Annotated in this window: 16 protein-coding genes; 11 read left to right on the top strand and 5 right to left on the bottom strand. The window is 44.7% G+C overall.

Going from position 1 to position 17,199, the window contains the following annotated elements; all coding sequences use genetic code 11:
* Nucleotides 1-151: 151 nt before the first annotated feature.
* Genes C5Z25_RS03460 through trpX form a run of 3 tightly spaced genes read right to left on the bottom strand, consistent with a single transcriptional unit; the run spans nt 152 to nt 2,815 of the window.
* Nucleotides 152-931, bottom strand: a complete 780-nt coding sequence (locus C5Z25_RS03460; protein ID WP_105451344.1) for an ABC transporter ATP-binding protein — start codon at nt 929-931, stop codon at nt 152-154.
* Complete coding sequence (locus C5Z25_RS03455) at nt 918-1,823, bottom strand: ABC transporter permease (protein WP_105451343.1); 906 nt, start codon at nt 1,821-1,823, stop codon at nt 918-920. The genes C5Z25_RS03460 and C5Z25_RS03455 overlap by 14 nt, the downstream gene beginning before the upstream one ends.
* Complete coding sequence (trpX, locus tag C5Z25_RS03450) at nt 1,820-2,815, bottom strand: tryptophan ABC transporter substrate-binding protein (protein ID WP_105452837.1); 996 nt, start codon at nt 2,813-2,815, stop codon at nt 1,820-1,822. The genes C5Z25_RS03455 and trpX overlap by 4 nt, the downstream gene beginning before the upstream one ends.
* Before the next feature lie 836 nt (nt 2,816-3,651).
* On the opposite strand from trpX, the gene C5Z25_RS03440 reads away from it, so the two are divergent.
* The 7 genes from C5Z25_RS03440 to C5Z25_RS03410 all read left to right on the top strand — a co-directional run bounded on the left by C5Z25_RS03440 (nt 3,652) and on the right by C5Z25_RS03410 (nt 12,282).
* The gene (locus C5Z25_RS03440) at nt 3,652-4,518 is read left to right on the top strand and encodes a homoserine O-acetyltransferase/O-succinyltransferase family protein (RefSeq protein WP_234002794.1); all 867 of its coding nucleotides are present in this window, start codon (nt 3,652-3,654) and stop codon (nt 4,516-4,518) included.
* Nucleotides 4,515-5,795 (top strand): O-acetylhomoserine aminocarboxypropyltransferase/cysteine synthase family protein, encoded by a 1,281-nt coding sequence (locus C5Z25_RS03435; protein ID WP_105451341.1) that lies wholly within the window; start codon nt 4,515-4,517, stop codon nt 5,793-5,795. Before C5Z25_RS03440 ends, C5Z25_RS03435 begins: the two co-directional genes overlap by 4 nt.
* 19 nt (nt 5,796-5,814) lie before the next feature.
* Nucleotides 5,815-7,092 (top strand): homoserine dehydrogenase, encoded by a 1,278-nt coding sequence (locus C5Z25_RS03430; protein WP_105451340.1) that lies wholly within the window; start codon nt 5,815-5,817, stop codon nt 7,090-7,092.
* A gap of 166 nt (nt 7,093-7,258) precedes the next feature.
* Nucleotides 7,259-8,182, top strand: a complete 924-nt coding sequence (locus C5Z25_RS03425; RefSeq protein ID WP_105451339.1) for a DegV family protein — start codon at nt 7,259-7,261, stop codon at nt 8,180-8,182.
* A 435-nt stretch (nt 8,183-8,617) separates the two neighbouring features.
* Nucleotides 8,618-9,571: a ketopantoate reductase family protein gene (locus C5Z25_RS03420; RefSeq protein WP_105451338.1), complete on the top strand. Its 954-nt coding sequence runs from the start codon at nt 8,618-8,620 to the stop codon at nt 9,569-9,571.
* A gap of 273 nt (nt 9,572-9,844) precedes the next feature.
* The gene (gene nagE, locus C5Z25_RS03415) at nt 9,845-11,830 is read left to right on the top strand and encodes an N-acetylglucosamine-specific PTS transporter subunit IIBC (RefSeq protein ID WP_105451337.1); all 1,986 of its coding nucleotides are present in this window, start codon (nt 9,845-9,847) and stop codon (nt 11,828-11,830) included.
* Between the two features lie 173 nt (nt 11,831-12,003).
* Complete coding sequence (locus tag C5Z25_RS03410; RefSeq protein ID WP_105451336.1) at nt 12,004-12,282, top strand: hypothetical protein; 279 nt, start codon at nt 12,004-12,006, stop codon at nt 12,280-12,282.
* A gap of 154 nt (nt 12,283-12,436) precedes the next feature.
* Here the strand turns inward: C5Z25_RS03410 and C5Z25_RS03405 are convergent, their stop codons facing one another.
* Nucleotides 12,437-12,874: a VOC family protein gene (locus tag C5Z25_RS03405; protein WP_105448848.1), complete on the bottom strand. Its 438-nt coding sequence runs from the start codon at nt 12,872-12,874 to the stop codon at nt 12,437-12,439.
* A 58-nt stretch (nt 12,875-12,932) separates the two neighbouring features.
* Here C5Z25_RS03405 and C5Z25_RS03400 point away from each other — a divergent pair, with 58 nt between their 5' ends.
* From C5Z25_RS03400 to C5Z25_RS03390, 3 genes are all read left to right on the top strand, one after another.
* Nucleotides 12,933-13,520, top strand: coding sequence for a GNAT family N-acetyltransferase (locus tag C5Z25_RS03400; RefSeq protein WP_105451335.1), 588 nt, complete (start codon nt 12,933-12,935; stop codon nt 13,518-13,520).
* Nucleotides 13,521-13,607: 87 nt separating this feature from the next.
* The gene (locus C5Z25_RS03395; RefSeq protein WP_105451334.1) at nt 13,608-15,161 is read left to right on the top strand and encodes an ABC-F family ATP-binding cassette domain-containing protein; all 1,554 of its coding nucleotides are present in this window, start codon (nt 13,608-13,610) and stop codon (nt 15,159-15,161) included.
* A 172-nt stretch (nt 15,162-15,333) separates the two neighbouring features.
* The gene (locus tag C5Z25_RS03390; RefSeq protein ID WP_105451333.1) at nt 15,334-15,576 is read left to right on the top strand and encodes a hypothetical protein; all 243 of its coding nucleotides are present in this window, start codon (nt 15,334-15,336) and stop codon (nt 15,574-15,576) included.
* 85 nt (nt 15,577-15,661) lie between these two features.
* On the opposite strand, the gene C5Z25_RS03385 is transcribed toward C5Z25_RS03390, so the two are convergent.
* Nucleotides 15,662-16,126, bottom strand: coding sequence for an Lrp/AsnC family transcriptional regulator (locus tag C5Z25_RS03385; protein ID WP_105451332.1), 465 nt, complete (start codon nt 16,124-16,126; stop codon nt 15,662-15,664).
* A gap of 164 nt (nt 16,127-16,290) precedes the next feature.
* On the opposite strand from C5Z25_RS03385, the gene C5Z25_RS03380 reads away from it, so the two are divergent.
* Complete coding sequence (locus tag C5Z25_RS03380; protein WP_105451331.1) at nt 16,291-17,193, top strand: C40 family peptidase; 903 nt, start codon at nt 16,291-16,293, stop codon at nt 17,191-17,193.
* Nucleotides 17,194-17,199: the final 6 nt, after the last annotated feature.

Raw genomic sequence — 17,199 nt, 5'->3', positions numbered from 1 at the left:
ACCGTAACATTAATTGTGCACAATTGAAAGCGAAACCAATTACTATTTTTATACTGGCTTTACTTAATGGGAGCAAAGGCGACTAAAAAAGCTGTTTTCAAAGTTTGGTAGGTCACTACCAAATCTGAAAACAGCTTTTCAGTTGAACCTGTTAGTCGATGGTGTCAAAGAAGGTTAACAGTTTTTCTTTGGTGAGCTGGGCTTTTTCGGCGCCCTGGACATCAAATTTGATTTTTCCTTGGTCAAGGACAATTAAGCGATTTCCATATTTGAGGGCGTCATCTAAATGATGGGTAATCATTAAACAAGTCAGCTTTTCTTGCGTGACCCGTTCATTGGTTTGCCGCATCAATTCGGCACTCGTTTTAGGGTCTAAGGCGGCGGTATGTTCATCTAATAAGAGTAAGTCGGGGCGTTGGGCAGTTGCCATTAAGAAGCTTAACGCTTGCCGTTGTCCACCGGATAAATTTTCGGTCGCCGTATTCAAGCGATCCGATAAGCCATTATTCATGGTCGCCGTTAAGTCCTTGAAATGCGGGAGTTGTTGCTTTAAGCGTCTTAAGCGCAACGTCCGATGTTGCCCACGTTGACTCGCCAACAGCAAGTTTTCAGCCACCGTCATCCGCGGGGCCGTGCCCATTTTAGGATCTTGGAAGACACGCGCTAAAAAGGCGGTTCGTTTTTCAACGGAGAGGGACGTAATATCGTGTTCATTTAAATAGATTGACCCACTGTTAACTGGTAATTCACCACTAATCGTATTGAAAAGGGTGGATTTGCCGGCCCCATTGGACCCGAGGACGGTTACGAAGTCGCCATTATAAATGTCTAAGTTTAAATGCCGGAGAATCATCACTTCATTGGGAGTGCCCACGTTCACCCTAGTCACGATATCTTTTAATGCCAGCAATGGTGTCTTAGTTTTCGTCATATTTAGCGACCCCTTTCTTTAATAAATGATTGAGATGGAGCTTTTTGCTAGCCTGTGGCAACATCAGGCAAACGGCCAAGATGATGGCGGATAGCAAGTTCAAATCGTTGGTACTGAAACCGAGTTGTAACACGATTAATAAGACGAACCGATATAAGATACTGCCAAGTGTGACGGCAATTAAACGTTGATTTAAGGTTAAGTCACCGAAGACAACTTCCCCAATAATGATGGAGGCTAGAGCAATCACGATAATCCCAATCCCCATGTTGACGTCAGCATAGCCATTGTTTTGTGCGATTAAAGCACCGCCCATCCCAATCATGCCGTTAGAGACCATTAGTCCCATTATCGTCATGTTGTCGGTATTAATGCCAATTGAACGCGCCATCATCCGGTTATCACCGGTGACGATGAAGGCCTGACCGAGATTAGTTTGTAAGAACAGGATGAGTAATACAGTGACCACTGCAATGACGACCAACCCGACGAAGACGCTGTCAAAGTATTTTGGTAAGCTGGCTAAAAAGTGGTTGGCAAAGATGGTCTGTTTGCCTAATAGCGAGACGTTGGCGCTACCCATAATCCGGAGATTGACGGATAAGCATGCGGTCATCACCAAAATCCCGGCTAATAAAATCGGAATCTTCCCTTTAGTGTATAAGAGTCCAGTGATTAAACCGGCGGCGGCACCCGTGACAAAAGCTAAGAGTGTGGCGGTATATGGGTCCATGCCATGGGCAATTGCGGTTACGGCGGTCGCTGCGCCTAATGGAAAAGTGCCTTCAACGGTCATATCTGGGAAATCTAAAATTCGGAAAGTTAAAAAGAGTGCAATGCCTAAGATGGCCCATAAGAGGCCCTGCCCAATACTTGATACAATCATACTCATTTGTAAATGACCCCTTTCTGTTTGGCTTCTTTCAAGACGCTAGCTGGGAATTTAAGTCCTAATAGTTTGGCTTCACTCAAGTTAAGTGTCATTTTCCCTTTAGTAATGAGTTCAACTGGATAGGTCGCTGTAGCTTTTCCTTTCAAGACCCGGGCTGCCATTTCACCAGATAATTTCCCTAATTGATATTGATCAACGGAGAGCGTGGCGAGCCCGCCATCTTGAACCATGGTATCAACGGCAGGAATAACGGGGATGTTAGCCTTGTTAGTGACTGAAACCAAGGTCTTCATTGCGCTGGCAACTCCGTTATCTTGAGGGGCATAGACGGCGTCAACTTGTGACGCCATCGTTTCAGCAACTTGTTGCATATCGTTAGTGCTAGAGATGGTATATAACTTGTATGCAATCCCAGCTTGGTGACAAATTTTGGCGAATTTCTTAGCGTTATATTCGCCACCATGATCAGAAGTCGTATAGATAATGCCAATCTTTTTAGCTTTAGGGACGAGTTTTCGTAATAAAGCTAAATGGGACTTTAATGGTGATTCACCGGAAGTCCCCGTGATGTTAGCGCCGGGTTTAGTATTACTTTTAATCAGACCGCCGCCAACTGGATCAGTAATCCCTGCGAGAATTACCGGCGTTTGTTTTCCAGCCGCATTGGCTAAAGCTTGGGCAGCGGGAGTCGCAATAGCGATGGTTTCATCCGCATTTTCATTGATGAATTTTTGGCTCATTGTTTTCAGATTACTCTGATCACCTTGTGCATTTTGATAATCAATCTTAACGGTTTTACCGGGCACATAACCGTATTCTTTTAATCCAGCTAGAATCCCGCGATGAATGGCGTCTAAGGCAGGGTGGGTTTCCAATTGTAAAATCCCGACTGTAGGGACTTTCTTTGAACTAGTAGTTTTTTTGGCTGTTTGGTTCGTCAGGACAAAAGCGACACCTAAGAAGACGACCAAAGCGCTAATAAATGCAAGCATACGTTTCAATGTGGTTCACCTCAACTTAATTATTTCAAACTCTTTTTTTCGGGCAGCTAGTTAGGCTAACTTAGCTTGCTTGGTGCGGGGATGATGTCAGTCATGATGGTCATCCTCATCACCATGACTGTAACTGCATGTCAGCGTGACTAAATTGGACCAATAAAAAAAGGGCAAACCAGTAAGCTCTGGTTTGCCCTTTACGGAACCGAAGCCTGCTGTGTTAAAACCCATGCAGACTTCTTTGGATAACAAAGTGAGTCGGCACAGATACAAACTGTTTGCCAGATTGTATCCGTGTTGACGGAATTACAATCTGAATTGCCGGCTTTGCCATGAACGATTCAAGTTGACTTGTCCTAACTTTGTCATTTCCAGTTCCTCGCTTTCATTTATCGAATGAACTCAGTATAGCCACAGTTAAAAATACTGTCAAGCTAAAATTTTAAAATGCAGGTTGTTTTATTATGAGTTGACAATTAAAAACAATCGTGGTAGATTAATTCTAAATTAAGAACAAATTAGACGTTGAAGAGAAGAGTAGCGATAATGATGATTTTTCAGAGAGCTTCGAAGTGGTGTGAGGAGCAAATCAATCATTAGGTGAAGATGAGCTTGGAGTCATCGTACGGGTCGCAAGGCTACGTACGCGGTCGCAACCGATAACTTGCGGAGTATCCTGCATAATAGGGCACTTGTCGAGATTGGTATTGTGAAATGCCAATAAATAACGGTGGTAACGCGAAAGTTTTCGTCCGTTAATTTCTATTTTAGAAATTAACGGACGAAAACTTTTTTGTGTTTAAAGTGAATGAAAGGTGGTTAGTAAGTTGACGGTGATTGCACGTAATGGTCTGTCAAAGACCCAAGGACAGTGGCGGCGACCAAAATTAGCGACGGCGGCCACTCAATTATTAATTTTGAATTTAATGCCAACTAAACAAGCGACGGAGCAACAATTCTTACAACGGTTAGCAATGGGACCCACCGATGTGGCGGTGACCTTCATGTATCCAGCTAGCCATCATTTTAAAGGTATCGATCAAGCGACGATTGCGGCTAATTATGTGACGTTAGCACAAATTCAAGCTGAACATTTTGATGGCTTGATTGTCACTGGCGCCCCCGTAGAACAGCTGCCCTTTACAGCAGTCGATTATTGGTCAGAATTACAGACGATTATCACGTGGGCACAAACGCATGTTAGTCAGACGTTATTTGAATGCTGGGCGGCTCAAGCTGGGCTATATCTTCAGTTTGGAATCGATAAACAGCTGGTTGCTCATAAGATTTTTGGCGTTTATACCGCAACTACGGTGGACCGGGCCTCGCCCTTAATGGCTGGATTAACTCAGCCAGCAAGTTTGAAGATGCCGCAATCACGACAGTCACAATTGGTATTGCCAGCTAAATTACCGGCCGAGCTACAACTAGTTGCGACCAATGCACAAGTGGGGCCGCTAGTCTTAGCAGCCCCGGCCCAACATGCGGTGTATGTAACGGGGCATCCGGAATATGCGGCTGAAACGTTGGCATTGGAGTATCGGCGTGATCGGCAACAACACCGACCGATTCAGCAACCACAGCATTATTTTAGCGATTCACATGGGACAATTGATTATAGCTGGCAACAGGCCAGTTGCCAATTTTATCAGAATTGGGTGGCAACCCTTAAATTAATGAAAGCGGGTTTAGAAAAATGACAACTAAAAAGAATTTACACTTTGAAACTTTACAAGTCCATGCTGGTCAGACAGTTGATGAAACGGGCGCTCGAGCGGTACCAATCTATCAAACAACATCGTATGTATTTAAAGATGCAAAGCAAGCAGCTGGGCGGTTTGCGCTGACGGATGCTGGGAATATCTATACCCGGTTGACGAATCCCACAACTGCGGTCGTAGATAAGCGGGTGGCCGCATTGGAACATGGGACTGCCGGGGTTACACTGGCAACGGGCGCTGCGGCCATTACCGCCGCCATCCTCACGATTGCCGAACAGGGTGATGAAATTGTTGCAGCGAAGACACTTTACGGCGGAACGTATGACTTATTAAGTGTGACCTTGAAAAAGTTAGGCATTACGACGCACTTTGTTGATCCTGATGATCCTAATAATTTTGAAGCTAAAATTAATGCACATACCAAAGCCTTATATGTAGAAAGTATTGGGAATCCAGGTATTAATCTAGTTGATTTTGAAGCGCTTGGTGCGATTGCACATCGACATCACATTATTTTAATTGTGGATAATACATTTGGGACCCCGTACCTTGTTCGACCGTTGGAACATGGCGCAGATATTGTAATTCATTCAGCCACTAAATTTATCGGTGGTCATGGGACGACCATGGGTGGCGTCATCGTTGAAGGCGGCGATTTTGATTGGCAAGCTAGCGGGAAGTATCCAGGATTTACGACCCCCAGTCCGCAGTACAATGGCTTAGTCTTTGCTGATTTAGGTGAGAGTGCTTTTACGACAAAAGTGCGGGCGGAAGCATTGCGAGATACTGGGGCAGCAATTAGTCCCTTTAATTCTTTCTTACTGTTGCAAGGACTAGAATCATTGTCATTACGAGTTGAGCGGCACGTTGCGAATACTCGTAAAATCGTGGCGTTCTTGAATAATCATCCCAAAGTAGCTTGGATTAATTATCCGGAATTACCGGATAGCCCCTACCATGCACTTGCCACTAAGTATTTTCCCAATGGGGTAGGATCCATCTTTACCATTGGCCTTACGGGCGGTGAGACTGCTGGCAAGGCCTTAATTGAACACCTAAAGTTATTCTCGTTATTAGCCAATGTGGCAGATGCGAAATCGTTAATCATTCACCCGGCCTCCACGACGCACGCCCAGTTATCACATGATGAATTACTGGCTGCCGGGGTGACGCCCGACTTAATTCGGTTATCCGTGGGGATTGAAAATGTCACCGATTTGATTGCCGATTTAGATCAGGCGTTAGCCCAAGTTTAAGATGATTGGAGTGGTGCAAATGGCAACGACCATTGAAGTTGGCCTGTTAGGGCTCGGAACCGTTGGTAGTGGAGTGGTCACGCGCTTGACGCAGGCCATGACGAGGATTGAACAACAACAGGGGGTTCATTTTCACTTGGCAATGGTGGCGGTGCACCATTTTAAGCAGGCACGGTCTGTAACCTTGCCCGTGGGGACCCGGTTAACCACCGCGCTGCAGGCGGTCGTGACGGCACCAGAAATTCAAATTGTGATTGAAGTGATGGGCACGATTACCACTGCTAAAGCGGCTATTATTTCAGCGTTTCAACATGGTAAGTCGGTGGTGACGGCTAATAAGGATTTGATGGCCCTTGCCGGCCCGGAGTTAGTCGCATTAGCGCAGTATTATCAGGTGGATCTGTTTTATGAAGCCAGTGTCGCCGGTGGCATTCCGATTTTGAGGACTTTAGCAGATAGTTATGCGACGGATGAGATTCAGCAAGTTGTGGGAATTATTAATGGGACGGCTAATTATATCTTAAGTGCGATGACGGCTGGACAGCCTTATGATCAGGCGTTAGCGTCCGCCCAGGCGGCAGGGTATGCCGAGGCTAATCCGACTAATGATGTTCTGGGACTTGATGCCACTTACAAATTAATGATTTTGAGTCAATTTGCGTTTGGACAGGCATTAACCGTGGCTGAAATTCAACCTGTGGGGATTGATACCTTAACAGCGGCGCAATGTCAGCAGGCGGCTAGTGCTGGTTGGCAACTCAAATTATTGGCGCAGGCACAACAACGCCAAGGTCGACTTTATTGTCGGGTGGCGCCAGTAGCAGTTGCGCAGACGGTGCCGATAAGTCAAGTTGCCGGTGTTCAAAATGGCATTGCCGTTACTAGCGAAGCCCTAGGAGCGACGCTATATACCGGACCAGGGGCTGGGGGTGCTGCAACTGCGAATAGTGTCCTGAACGATTTATTGGTTGCTGCTAGTCATTTGATTCAGCACACTAGTGGGCGGGCGTTTAATGCTAATCAGGCCACGTTACCAGTGACCAATTTACGAACGGTCCCACAAGCCTATTTGGTATTTACCACCGTGGCGATTGGACGGCCAGTAGCTGCTAACATCCAGCAACGAACTGCTAATTGTTACCAGACCATTGTTGTAACGCCCAGTCAGTTAGCGACTATCGTGTGGCAACTGGTTCGACAGGGGGCGGGGCCGGTCACGACGGTCCCAATTGCTTTTTCCACAAGCTGGGCAAGTACGTCCACGGTTCAACCGGTTAGGCCATCCGTAAACATTTGAAAAAGGACGCTTGGGTACAGTATACTGTACGTAAGTGTCCTTTTTTACGGCACTGATAAAGGAAAACCTGAAGCAGCCGGGTTTTGAAACGTGTTCGTCAAGTTTGCCAGTCAGTGCACTTAATGCTAGCTGGCCTTGATTCACACTCTGAATTGGAGTGAACAATATGAAAATTGCGGTAGTAACCGATAGTTCGGCTAATTTAAGTGCCCAGACGGCCGCCGATTATAAAATCACGGTGGTGAATGATCCGATTATGTTTGGCAACCATGTCTATCATGAAAATGTCGATATTAATGCGGATCAATTTTATCGCTTATTAAAAGTTGAAAAAGATATTCCGACGATTTCACAGATTTCGATGTCTGAAATGCAAGTGGTTTTTGATACGTTAAAAGCCGCTGGCTATGACCAAGTCTTGGTGATCGGGTTGAGCAGTGGTATCAGTGGCTATGTGAATAATCTCAAAACATACGCCCCCTCTGTTAAGGGGATGCAAGTTAATGTTTTTGATTCACGGACGGCCTGTGCTGGCACTGGTAACATGGTTAAGTTGGCGGCGGCCATGGCTTTAGCTGGCTATGGTATGACGGAAATTTTAACGCAATTAACCCAATTACGAACGATGACTAAAACGGTCTTTATTGTGAACAGTATGCGTCATTTAGTGAAGAACGGGCGGATATACAATAATAGTAGCTTGGCCGGGACGATGGTCTTACGTAATAAACCAATTATTACGTTCAATGACCACGGTAAGATTCAATTATTAGGTAAAGAGCGAACCTTGAAAAATGCCCAACAAGCGGTGCAAGAGGAATTCGATCGCTTTGTCATTAAAACGCAATTACCGGTACGGTTGGATATTATTAGCGCCAATGATACGGATATTGTTGAGGATTGGGCGAGTGAGTTGCGTTATCAATTCCCAGCTGTGCGGGTTAAAACTGGTGAAATCGGTCCTTTGATGGGGGTCTTAACGGGCGAACATGCCTTGGGAATGATTTGGTCATTAGACTGGCAACCTTTGTTGGCTAGCTTGCCAGCGCCGCGGTCAGTAGTTGATCAAGTTCCTACGTCTGAAAACTAATTTAATTAGTTCTTAATCAGGGTTGACAATCTTAATTAATAATATTAAGATTAGAACATTAAAACTTGATGAAAAGCTGATTTGGTTAGAAGAAGTCGTTAAATTGACATGCTGAGAGAGCGCCAGCCGCTGTAAAGGTGCCATGGCAATTTAATTAAAGTTCAACCTTGGCGTAGACTTTACGAGGTCTGCAGGGTGGCACCCGGTAACGTGCTAGCGTTGACTGTGAGTTAACGTACTGAGTTGGAACGTGTGAGCGTTCCTTAAATTAAGGTGGTCACCCGTGTAAACGGCCTTTGGATGCAAATCCAGAGGCCGTTTTTCTATCAAGTGCAAAACACATAAGTCCCATTTTTGGCCCATTCATAGAAAATCCACATAGTTTTAGAACCAACCGTCGGACACATAACCATCGTTGAAAGGAAGTTTTAGCTTATGAAGTATGGCATTATTGGCGCTGGCGCCATGGGATATCGGTACGGGATTATGTTACAACAAAACGCAAATGTGCAAGTTGATTTTATTGAGACTTGGCAGCCTAACGTTGAAAAAGTTCGTGCGCAAGGTGGCGTACAGGTCGCTCGTGACCACGAAAATCGGCAGTTAGTGCCCATCAATATTTATTACCCTGAAGACTATCAGGGCCATCCGGATGTTTGGATTATCTTCAAAAAGCAGATGCAACTAGCGGATGAGCTTAAACGCGATGCACCACTGTTTCATGATGATCAGTATGTCTTTTCAGCGATGAATGGGATGGGGCACTTTGAAAAAATTGCACAGTACTTTGCGGCTGATCACATTATCGGCGGTACTGCCATGATTGCGACGGTCTTAAATGGCCCCGGCAAGGTTGATTTCATGGGAGCTGTCGGGAGTGAAGCAATGCATATGAGCAAGTACGCGGGGCCAATTGATGCAACGACCAAAGCGGTGATGGCTGATTTCAAAGCAGCTGACTTGAACCCTATCTGGTCGGATAATTTTATGGGGATGTGTCTTTCAAAAGTAGTTTTTAACGCCGTGACAAATAGCCTATGTACGATGTTCGAACTACAAATGGGGCAGTTCATTGAATATCCAGGCGTCAAGGATATGGCAACGCAACTATTTAATGAAGCTTACGATGCATGTGAACGGGCGGGCATCAAGTTAATTGAGAGCCGGCAAGCAGCCGTCGATTCAGTGGCGACGGTTAGTCGAGCTTATAAATATCACTATCCTTCCATGTATCAAGATTTCGCCAACGGCCGGCCAACCGAAGTCGATTATATTAATGGCTATATTGCAAAATTAGGTCGGGAACATGATTATGTTTGTCGGGTGCATGAGTTTGTGACACATGAAGTTCACTTAGCCGAAATGATGCGCCAATACAAAACCGTTTAATGCGGGTGTTAGATCTGAAATTATTCAGATCTTTTTTTGGGTTAGTTATGACACTATGTTTAAACGTAAAATGATGAATTTGAAGAAACTGTATGAAAATGGAATGAAATATTTCATAACTTTTTTCAAATCAATCAAAACTTAATATTATAAGGTTGGAACCGTTATCTTTTGGATTGGTCTATACATAACTTGTGTCACTCAACTGTTATCTTATGTCATGCTGTGATAGTATTTACAACGTGTTAAAAAAGATGACAGGGAGAAATTGGTATGAAGACATATTTTCAAAGGATGGGGCAATCACTAATGTTGCCGATCGCCACATTACCGGCGGCCGCAATCTTAGTGGGGCTCGGTAACTATTTACCGAAGACTTGGCTATTATCACGGTTCATGATTAATGGTGGCGATGTCGTTTTAAATAACTTAGCACTATTATTTGCCGTTGGTTTGTCAGTCGGCATGTCTAAAAATAAAGATGGCTCTGCGGCAATCGCTGGGGTGGTCGCTTACTTAGTGCCGACAACGATGCTACAGCCAGGTGGTACGATTGGATTAGCGAATTTATTGGGTATCAAAGTCGGGGCCGTGCGTTCGGCTTTTAGTTATGTGAATCAAAATGTGCTGATTGGGATTTGTGCCGGCTTGATTGCGGCCGCGCTCTATAATCGGTTACATGAAGTCAAGTTACCGATGGCGTTATCCTTCTTTAGTGGGAAACGATTAGTGCCAATTGCGGCGGCGTTTGTCATGCTATTTTTCACGGCTGGGATGTACTTTGTTTGGCCAGCCGTTTATGATGCCATGGTTTTATTTGCCACGAGTATTTCGAAGTTAGGCTTTGTCGGGGCCGCATTGTATGGATTCTTCAACCGGTTGTTAATTCCAACTGGCTTGCATCATGCGTTGAATTCGGTGTTTTGGTTTAATGTGGCCGGCATTAACGATATTGGTAATTTCTGGGCTAGCAAAGGGGTTAAAGGCGTTACCGGGATGTATGAAGCTGGTTTCTTCCCAGTGATGATGTTTGGATTACCAGCTGGGGCGTATGCGATTTATCGTAATGCGTTACCAGAACGTAAAAAAGAGACCGGGTCGTTAATGTTGGCTGGGGCGTTTGCTTCCTTCTTTACTGGGGTAACGGAACCGTTGGAATTTTCATTTATGTTTGTGGCTTGGCCATTATACGTATTACATGCTATTTTTATGGGATTATCCTTAGGTTTTGCGGCGTTAATGCATTGGACCGCTAGTTTTTCATTTAGTGGTGGCCTAGTCGATTACTTATTGAGTTTTCGGATGCCACTGGCTAATCAACCATACATGTTATTAGTCCAAGGGGCTGTGATGGCAGCCATTTATTATTTTGGGTTTAATTTTGCAATTCAAAAATTTGATTTAAAGACCCCCGGGCGCGAACCCGTGGTTGCAGCAGATACCACTACGGCGGTTGTCGATAGTGATCCGAATGATGATAAATTTATGAAACAGGCGAAACAAATTTATGCCGCAATTGGTGGGCGTGACAATATTAGTGTGATTAATAATTGTACGACCCGGTTACGGTTACAGTTAAATGATACTGGTAAAGTGGATCAACCGGCAGTTAAAGCCGCTGGCGTCCCAGGCTTAAACGTGTTGGATGTGCACAATATTCATATCGTGATTGGGACAGAAGTGCAGTTCGTTGCCGAAGCCTTACAGGATTTGTTCGATGGTAAAGTGAGTGCCACGCAAACGCAGTCTACTGATACCACAACCGCGGTCGCCGCAACAACAACGACTGATACGCCAAGTGGACCGGTCACGACGGTGTTGCAAGCGCCGGCGACTGGGGCCTTAATGCCAATCAGTGCGGTCTCAGATGCCACCTTCTCACAAAAGCTATTGGGGGATGGCTATGCGGTGGAACCAACGACGAATGAAGTCGTTTCACCAGTTAGTGGCGAAGTGACCAGTATCTTTCCGACCAAGCACGCTTTAGGTCTAAAAACAGCCTCAGGGTTAGAAATTTTGTTACACATGGGGATTAATACCGTTGAAATGAATGGGACGCCATTTGACTTACACGTGGCAGCTGGTGATCAGATTGCAGCCGGAACCGCAGTGGCAACGGTTGATTTGGCTGCTATCAAAGCTGCTGGTAAAGCGACGACGATGATGGTCGTTATCACGAATATGGATCAAGTTACCAAGTTAACTTTAAATACAACGAAGACAGTCATGGCTGGTGATATCATTGGCGCAGCCGAATAAGGTTGCTTAAGTGGATTAAAAAATAAGCTGGGTCAACCTAGTTTAAGGTCGTCTAACGCTAAAACAGTTGCGTTAGACGATTTTTTTGTGCCGTGCGAATAGCATCACGTGTCGCTTAAGTTGCTAAATTATTAGGGGCTGATATGCTGGAGGAGTCAAAGGGGGAGTTCAAGATGTTCAAACGAGTTGGTTCTGCAGTATTGGCATTGACGGCTATCATGGGGTTAGGGACGCTACTGGTCACTGGCTTTGAGGGCAAGAATTTTGATAGTCGGACAATGGACCAAGCAGTTGCGGTGGCCGCTAACAAGCCAGCACCAGTTTGCACCACGGCCCAACGGTTAGATAATCAGCAAATTCTAAAACAGACGACGGCGATTAATCAAAAGGCCGACACGAGTGTCGACACTGCGAATAATCAAGCTAGCGTGATTTTACGTGAAAATAGCTAGGCCAAGTAGGTTGACCTTGATAGGGCCACTTAGGTTGATGAGCGTATCAACTTAAGTGGCTTTTAGATTAAAGTCTGGCGTTAGCGCAAAAAAGCTGTCACTAGTCATCAATTTTTGATGACTAGTGACAGCTTTTTACCGGATTGCAAGTTGCTTAATGATAATTACTGATTTCAATCAGGTTATTATCAGGATCGCGAACATATAATGATGTTAATTGCCCATGGGCACCGGTTCGTTCAACGGGACCGGCGACAATTGGAACGAAATAACTATTTAAATGGTGTTCGATATCAGCAATTTTATCACGGGCAATCAAACAAAGATCGGCACTACCAGGGGTTGGGGTGCCCGCCAAAGGTTCATGGGGAGCGTCAACGGTTTGGAAGTTGATCTTTTGTTTGCCGACTAACACCGCTTGGCGGTCGCCATCAAATGTCACGATGGGCAAATCGAAAACTTCATGGTAAAAACGGAGTGACCGGGAGAGGTCGGTGACGGTTAAAACGAGATGATCAATGTCACGAATATTCACAGGCTCAAATCCTTTCAAAATGAATTCGCTTCCTAGTATACCACGGGATGCCCTCATTTTTGACAACCTTAACAATTCATAGTAAGGTAATAACTACTAAGAAGGAGGACTATTTGTGATAACGATTCGACCAGCTGATCAAGATGACGCGGGCCAGATAGCACCGCTAATTAATATGATCTTTGATGAAATGCAACTTGAGGAACTAGACGACATTCCCGAACCTGACTTAGAGCAGGCCATTATTGCCGCGTATCAGACACCTGCGTATTTGTCTGAAAAAGCGACGACGGTAGTGGCCGAGGCCGATGGTCAAGTGGTTGGGGTGGCATTTGGTTACCCCGACAAGAATGAAGATGCCGTCGATGACGTGCTTGCACAAGTCACGGCGGCTAACGATGCGTTTGGTTCCGCATTTGAAGCTGAAACTGAAAGTTATGAACATGAATGGTACTTGGACTCGATTGCGGTTGATCCCAATTATCAAGGGCATGGCATTGGGGGGCGTTTGTTAGCAGCCTTACCCAAGTATGCACGGCAAGCCGGCCAGCAACGGATTGGCTTGAACGTTGATATGGCTAACCCGGGTGCAAAAAAGCTTTATGATCGTCACGATTATGAAACTGTCGGGATTAAGCCAATTGGTGATCATATGTATTTTCATATGCAGTATGAGTTAAATAAGGATTTAGTCATGGCATAGCGCCGCTAATCCTTGATTGGCAGGCCTCGTTAGACAACGGGGCCTGTTTTGCAGGGGCAATAAATGAAAGTGTAGGATGAAAACAAAATGGCTTTATTAGAAGTAACTGATTTGTCGCAAAGCTTCGCTGACCGTAAATTATACGAAGGTGCTAGCTTTACGTTAGAACGAGCTGATCACCTGGGAATTGTTGGTCAAAATGGGGCGGGTAAAAGTACCTTAATTAAGATTTTGACTGGTCAGATTCTACCATTAGAAGGTGAGATTAAATGGCAACGTCATATTCGGACGGGTTATTTGGATCAGTATGCGGATATTCCAGCGGGGATGACGTTATACGCCTTTTTAAAGACCGCTTTTCAGTGGTTGTTTGACTTAGATGAAAAGATGCAACAATATTATGCCGATTATGCTGAAAATATGGACGACGTGCTCCTAGAACGTGCTGGTCGGATTCAAGAAACCTTGGAAGCTAATAATTTTTATGATATTGAAACTGAAATGGAACGAGTAATTACCGGGTTAGGCTTAGATGAGATTGGCCGCGACCATGTCATTAGTGAGATGTCTGGTGGCCAACGGTCCAAGATTATTTTGGCCAAACTATTGTTGGAAAATCCAGATGTGATTATTTTAGATGAACCAACTAACTATTTGGATACCGCACATATTACGTGGTTGGAAGATTACCTGAATAGTTTTGCGGGAGCCGTTATGGTTATCTCGCATGATTATGACTTTTTACAGCGGGTCACGAACTGTATCTGTGATGTGGCGTTTGGCAAAATCATCAAGTATCGGGGTGATTTTAAGTCAGCGATGCGGCAAAAAGAAGCACGGAAACAAGCTCAATTAAAGGCCTTTGAAAAGCAACAAGTTGTGATTGATAAGGCTGAAAAGTTCATTCGTAAGAACAAGGCCGGGTCGAAATCAACGATGGCTAAATCACGAGAGAAGATGCTATCGCATTTGGATCGTGTTGATCCACCGAGTGAAAATGCCCATGCGAAATTCTCATTTCCGTACCTGGATACTGGCTCACAGAATGCGTTAAGTGTGATGAAGCTGTCCGTGGGTTATGGGAAGCCGTTGCTAGCCCCCGTCACGTTTACCATGACTAATGGTGAAAAACTAGCTTTTAAAGGGTTTAATGGGGTTGGTAAGTCAACTTTGATTAAATCCATTCTAGGGGTTATTCCGGCGCTAGGCGGTAAGTCCGACTTTTCACCTTCAGCTAAGATTAATTATTTCAATCAAGACTTAGAGTGGGACCATCCAGAATGGACGCCGTTACAGACGATTCAAAATGATTATCCGACAATGCTCCCAAAGACGATTCGCACGAAGCTTGCCAAGTGTGGAATTAATGCGGCGAATGCCATGAAACCAATGCACTTATTGAGTGGTGGGGAACAGACCAAGGTTAAGTTGGCGTTATTGGAACTCATTCCATGTAATTTCTTAATTATGGATGAACCAACCAATCATTTGGACGATGAAACTAAAGCTGGTTTGAAACGCGCGTTACAAGTCTTTGCGGGTAACTTGATTCTGGTTAGTCATGAAAGTAGTTTCGTGGATGACTGGGTTGATAAAGAATTAAACGTTGAAAAGCTGAGTTTGAAAGATCGTCAAGCTTAGTCAGCTGTTAAGGGACCGTGAACAGTGACGTTCACGGTTCTTTTTTAGATCGCAATAATTATTTACACAAAACATACAAAAAAATTACTAAAAATTGATAGCTACGGAATCTATAATCCGTAAAAATAAAAGATGGCAATGGGGGTCAAATTAATTTTTGCAAGGAGTTAGGATGTTAACACAGGGGCAGGGATTGTTCTACAGTAGTATGCTGGTCATTTTTTTATTAGGGATGGTCGCACAATGGTATTACCGCACTTATTTTGAGTTTTTGATGTTAGTCCACACGGTTGAGATTCTTTTCATGGGAGTCATTGGCTGGTATCGGTTAGGACCGGTTATCTGGTTGCCACTATTGGGGTTGTGGCTACTAGGAGCAGTGGCTATTTGTGTCATGCATCAATTTGCCAAATGAGGCTATTTTAGAGGTAATCAAAAGAAAAACAGTCGCCGCAAGCGTTCTTAACTTGCAGCGACTGTTCTTTGTTAGTGGTTGTCACTTATTCAACGATTTGACTAAGATCGTGGTCGTCCGGTAAGGTTAACCCCCGATTAGTCACACTAGTTGAGAAGACAATTTGAGTACTTGTTTTGCCGAAAGTTTGAATTTTATTGACAAATTCATCTAAGGCTTGGGTCGATTCAAAGACGACCTTTAAGATTTGAGAATATTCACCGGTGACACAATCACATTCGAGAATATTAGGGACACTAGCGACGAACGGGTAAAACCGTTCTTTTTGCGTTGGTTCTAATTGCAATTGAATGTAGGCCTTAATGCGATAATTTAACTTTTCGTAGTTCAAGTTAGCTTGATAGTCACGAATAATACCACTTTTCTTAAGCCGGGCAATGCGAGCAGAAATCGCTGGTGATGAGATGAAGCATTGATCTGCTAAGGATTTGAGTGAGATTCGCGCGTCTAATTGTAAGGCGTTCAAAATCTTTAAATCGGTTTTATCCATATATAAAACGCCTCCCTGAGTCTTTAATAGTATCATAGCATACTTTCACAGCAGGTTTTAATTTTGTCATTCAAATGAGCTAAAATTAGGGTTATTAGTGATTATTTAATATTAACCACTAAAACTGGTATGATAGATTTTAACATAACAAGTGGGGTGGTTAGATGCGAACAGCACGAGTACAAGCAGCGGTTGCAACCGTTTGGCGACAGCCAAAAGTTGCGTCAACTGACTTGGCGGCCTTGGCTAATCAAGGCCTGCAGGGTTGGCTAACGAAATTGTCAGATGCCGATACACTGCGGTTAGAGCGGGATAATATTTTAGTCACACAGGCCCTGTTTAATGACTTGATCCTAGTTGAACGGTTGGTGGATGGCTGGGCGTATGGCTACGTGGTGAGTCAAGCTGATGAGCGGCATCCGCAAGGCTATCCGGGTTGGATTTGGGCGGCACAATTATCGTTAGTTGAACTTCCCATCCAAACCGGGCCCTTGGTAACCGTTCGGCGAGCGATTACACCGTTATTGCGGTCAGACGGCACAACCTTGCGTCAATTAAGATTGGGAACGCAATTACCGGTGATCACTAGTCAAGACGGGCACTATGATGTCGTCCAAACACCGTTAGGCCCCGGACGCCTGGCGAAGCGAGCGACCCAGTTTGACTTTGCAACGGCGGGATTGACGCCAGGGGGCACGATGATCAAGCTGGGACAACGCTTTTTAGATGATCGTTATTTATGGGGTGGTATTAGCGCTGATGGCTTTGATTGTTCTGGTTTTGCCTGGGCGTTACATCGTTGCATCGGGGTTAATTTAGCTCGTGATGTGAGTGAGCAAGTGTTAAGTGGGGTCACAGTCACTTTGGCGACGGCCCAACCTGGCGATTTATGTTTCTTTGCGCATGATCATGGTCGTGGTCGTTTACATCATGTGGCCTTGTACGCCGGTGATGGCTGGTTATTACATGCCCCGACCCCTGGCAAGCACGTGACTTATCTACAATTGTCAGCAACTTACTTGCAGGATGAATTGGTTCAAATTAAACGTAATTGGGAAAATGAATGAGGCGGA

It is taken from the genome of Lactobacillus sp. CBA3605 (assembly GCF_002970915.1).
Taxonomy (GTDB): Bacteria; Bacillota; Bacilli; order Lactobacillales; family Lactobacillaceae; genus Lactiplantibacillus.
Note: the sequence above shows the minus strand (reverse complement) of the source record. Positions and strands in the feature narration are given on the sequence as shown.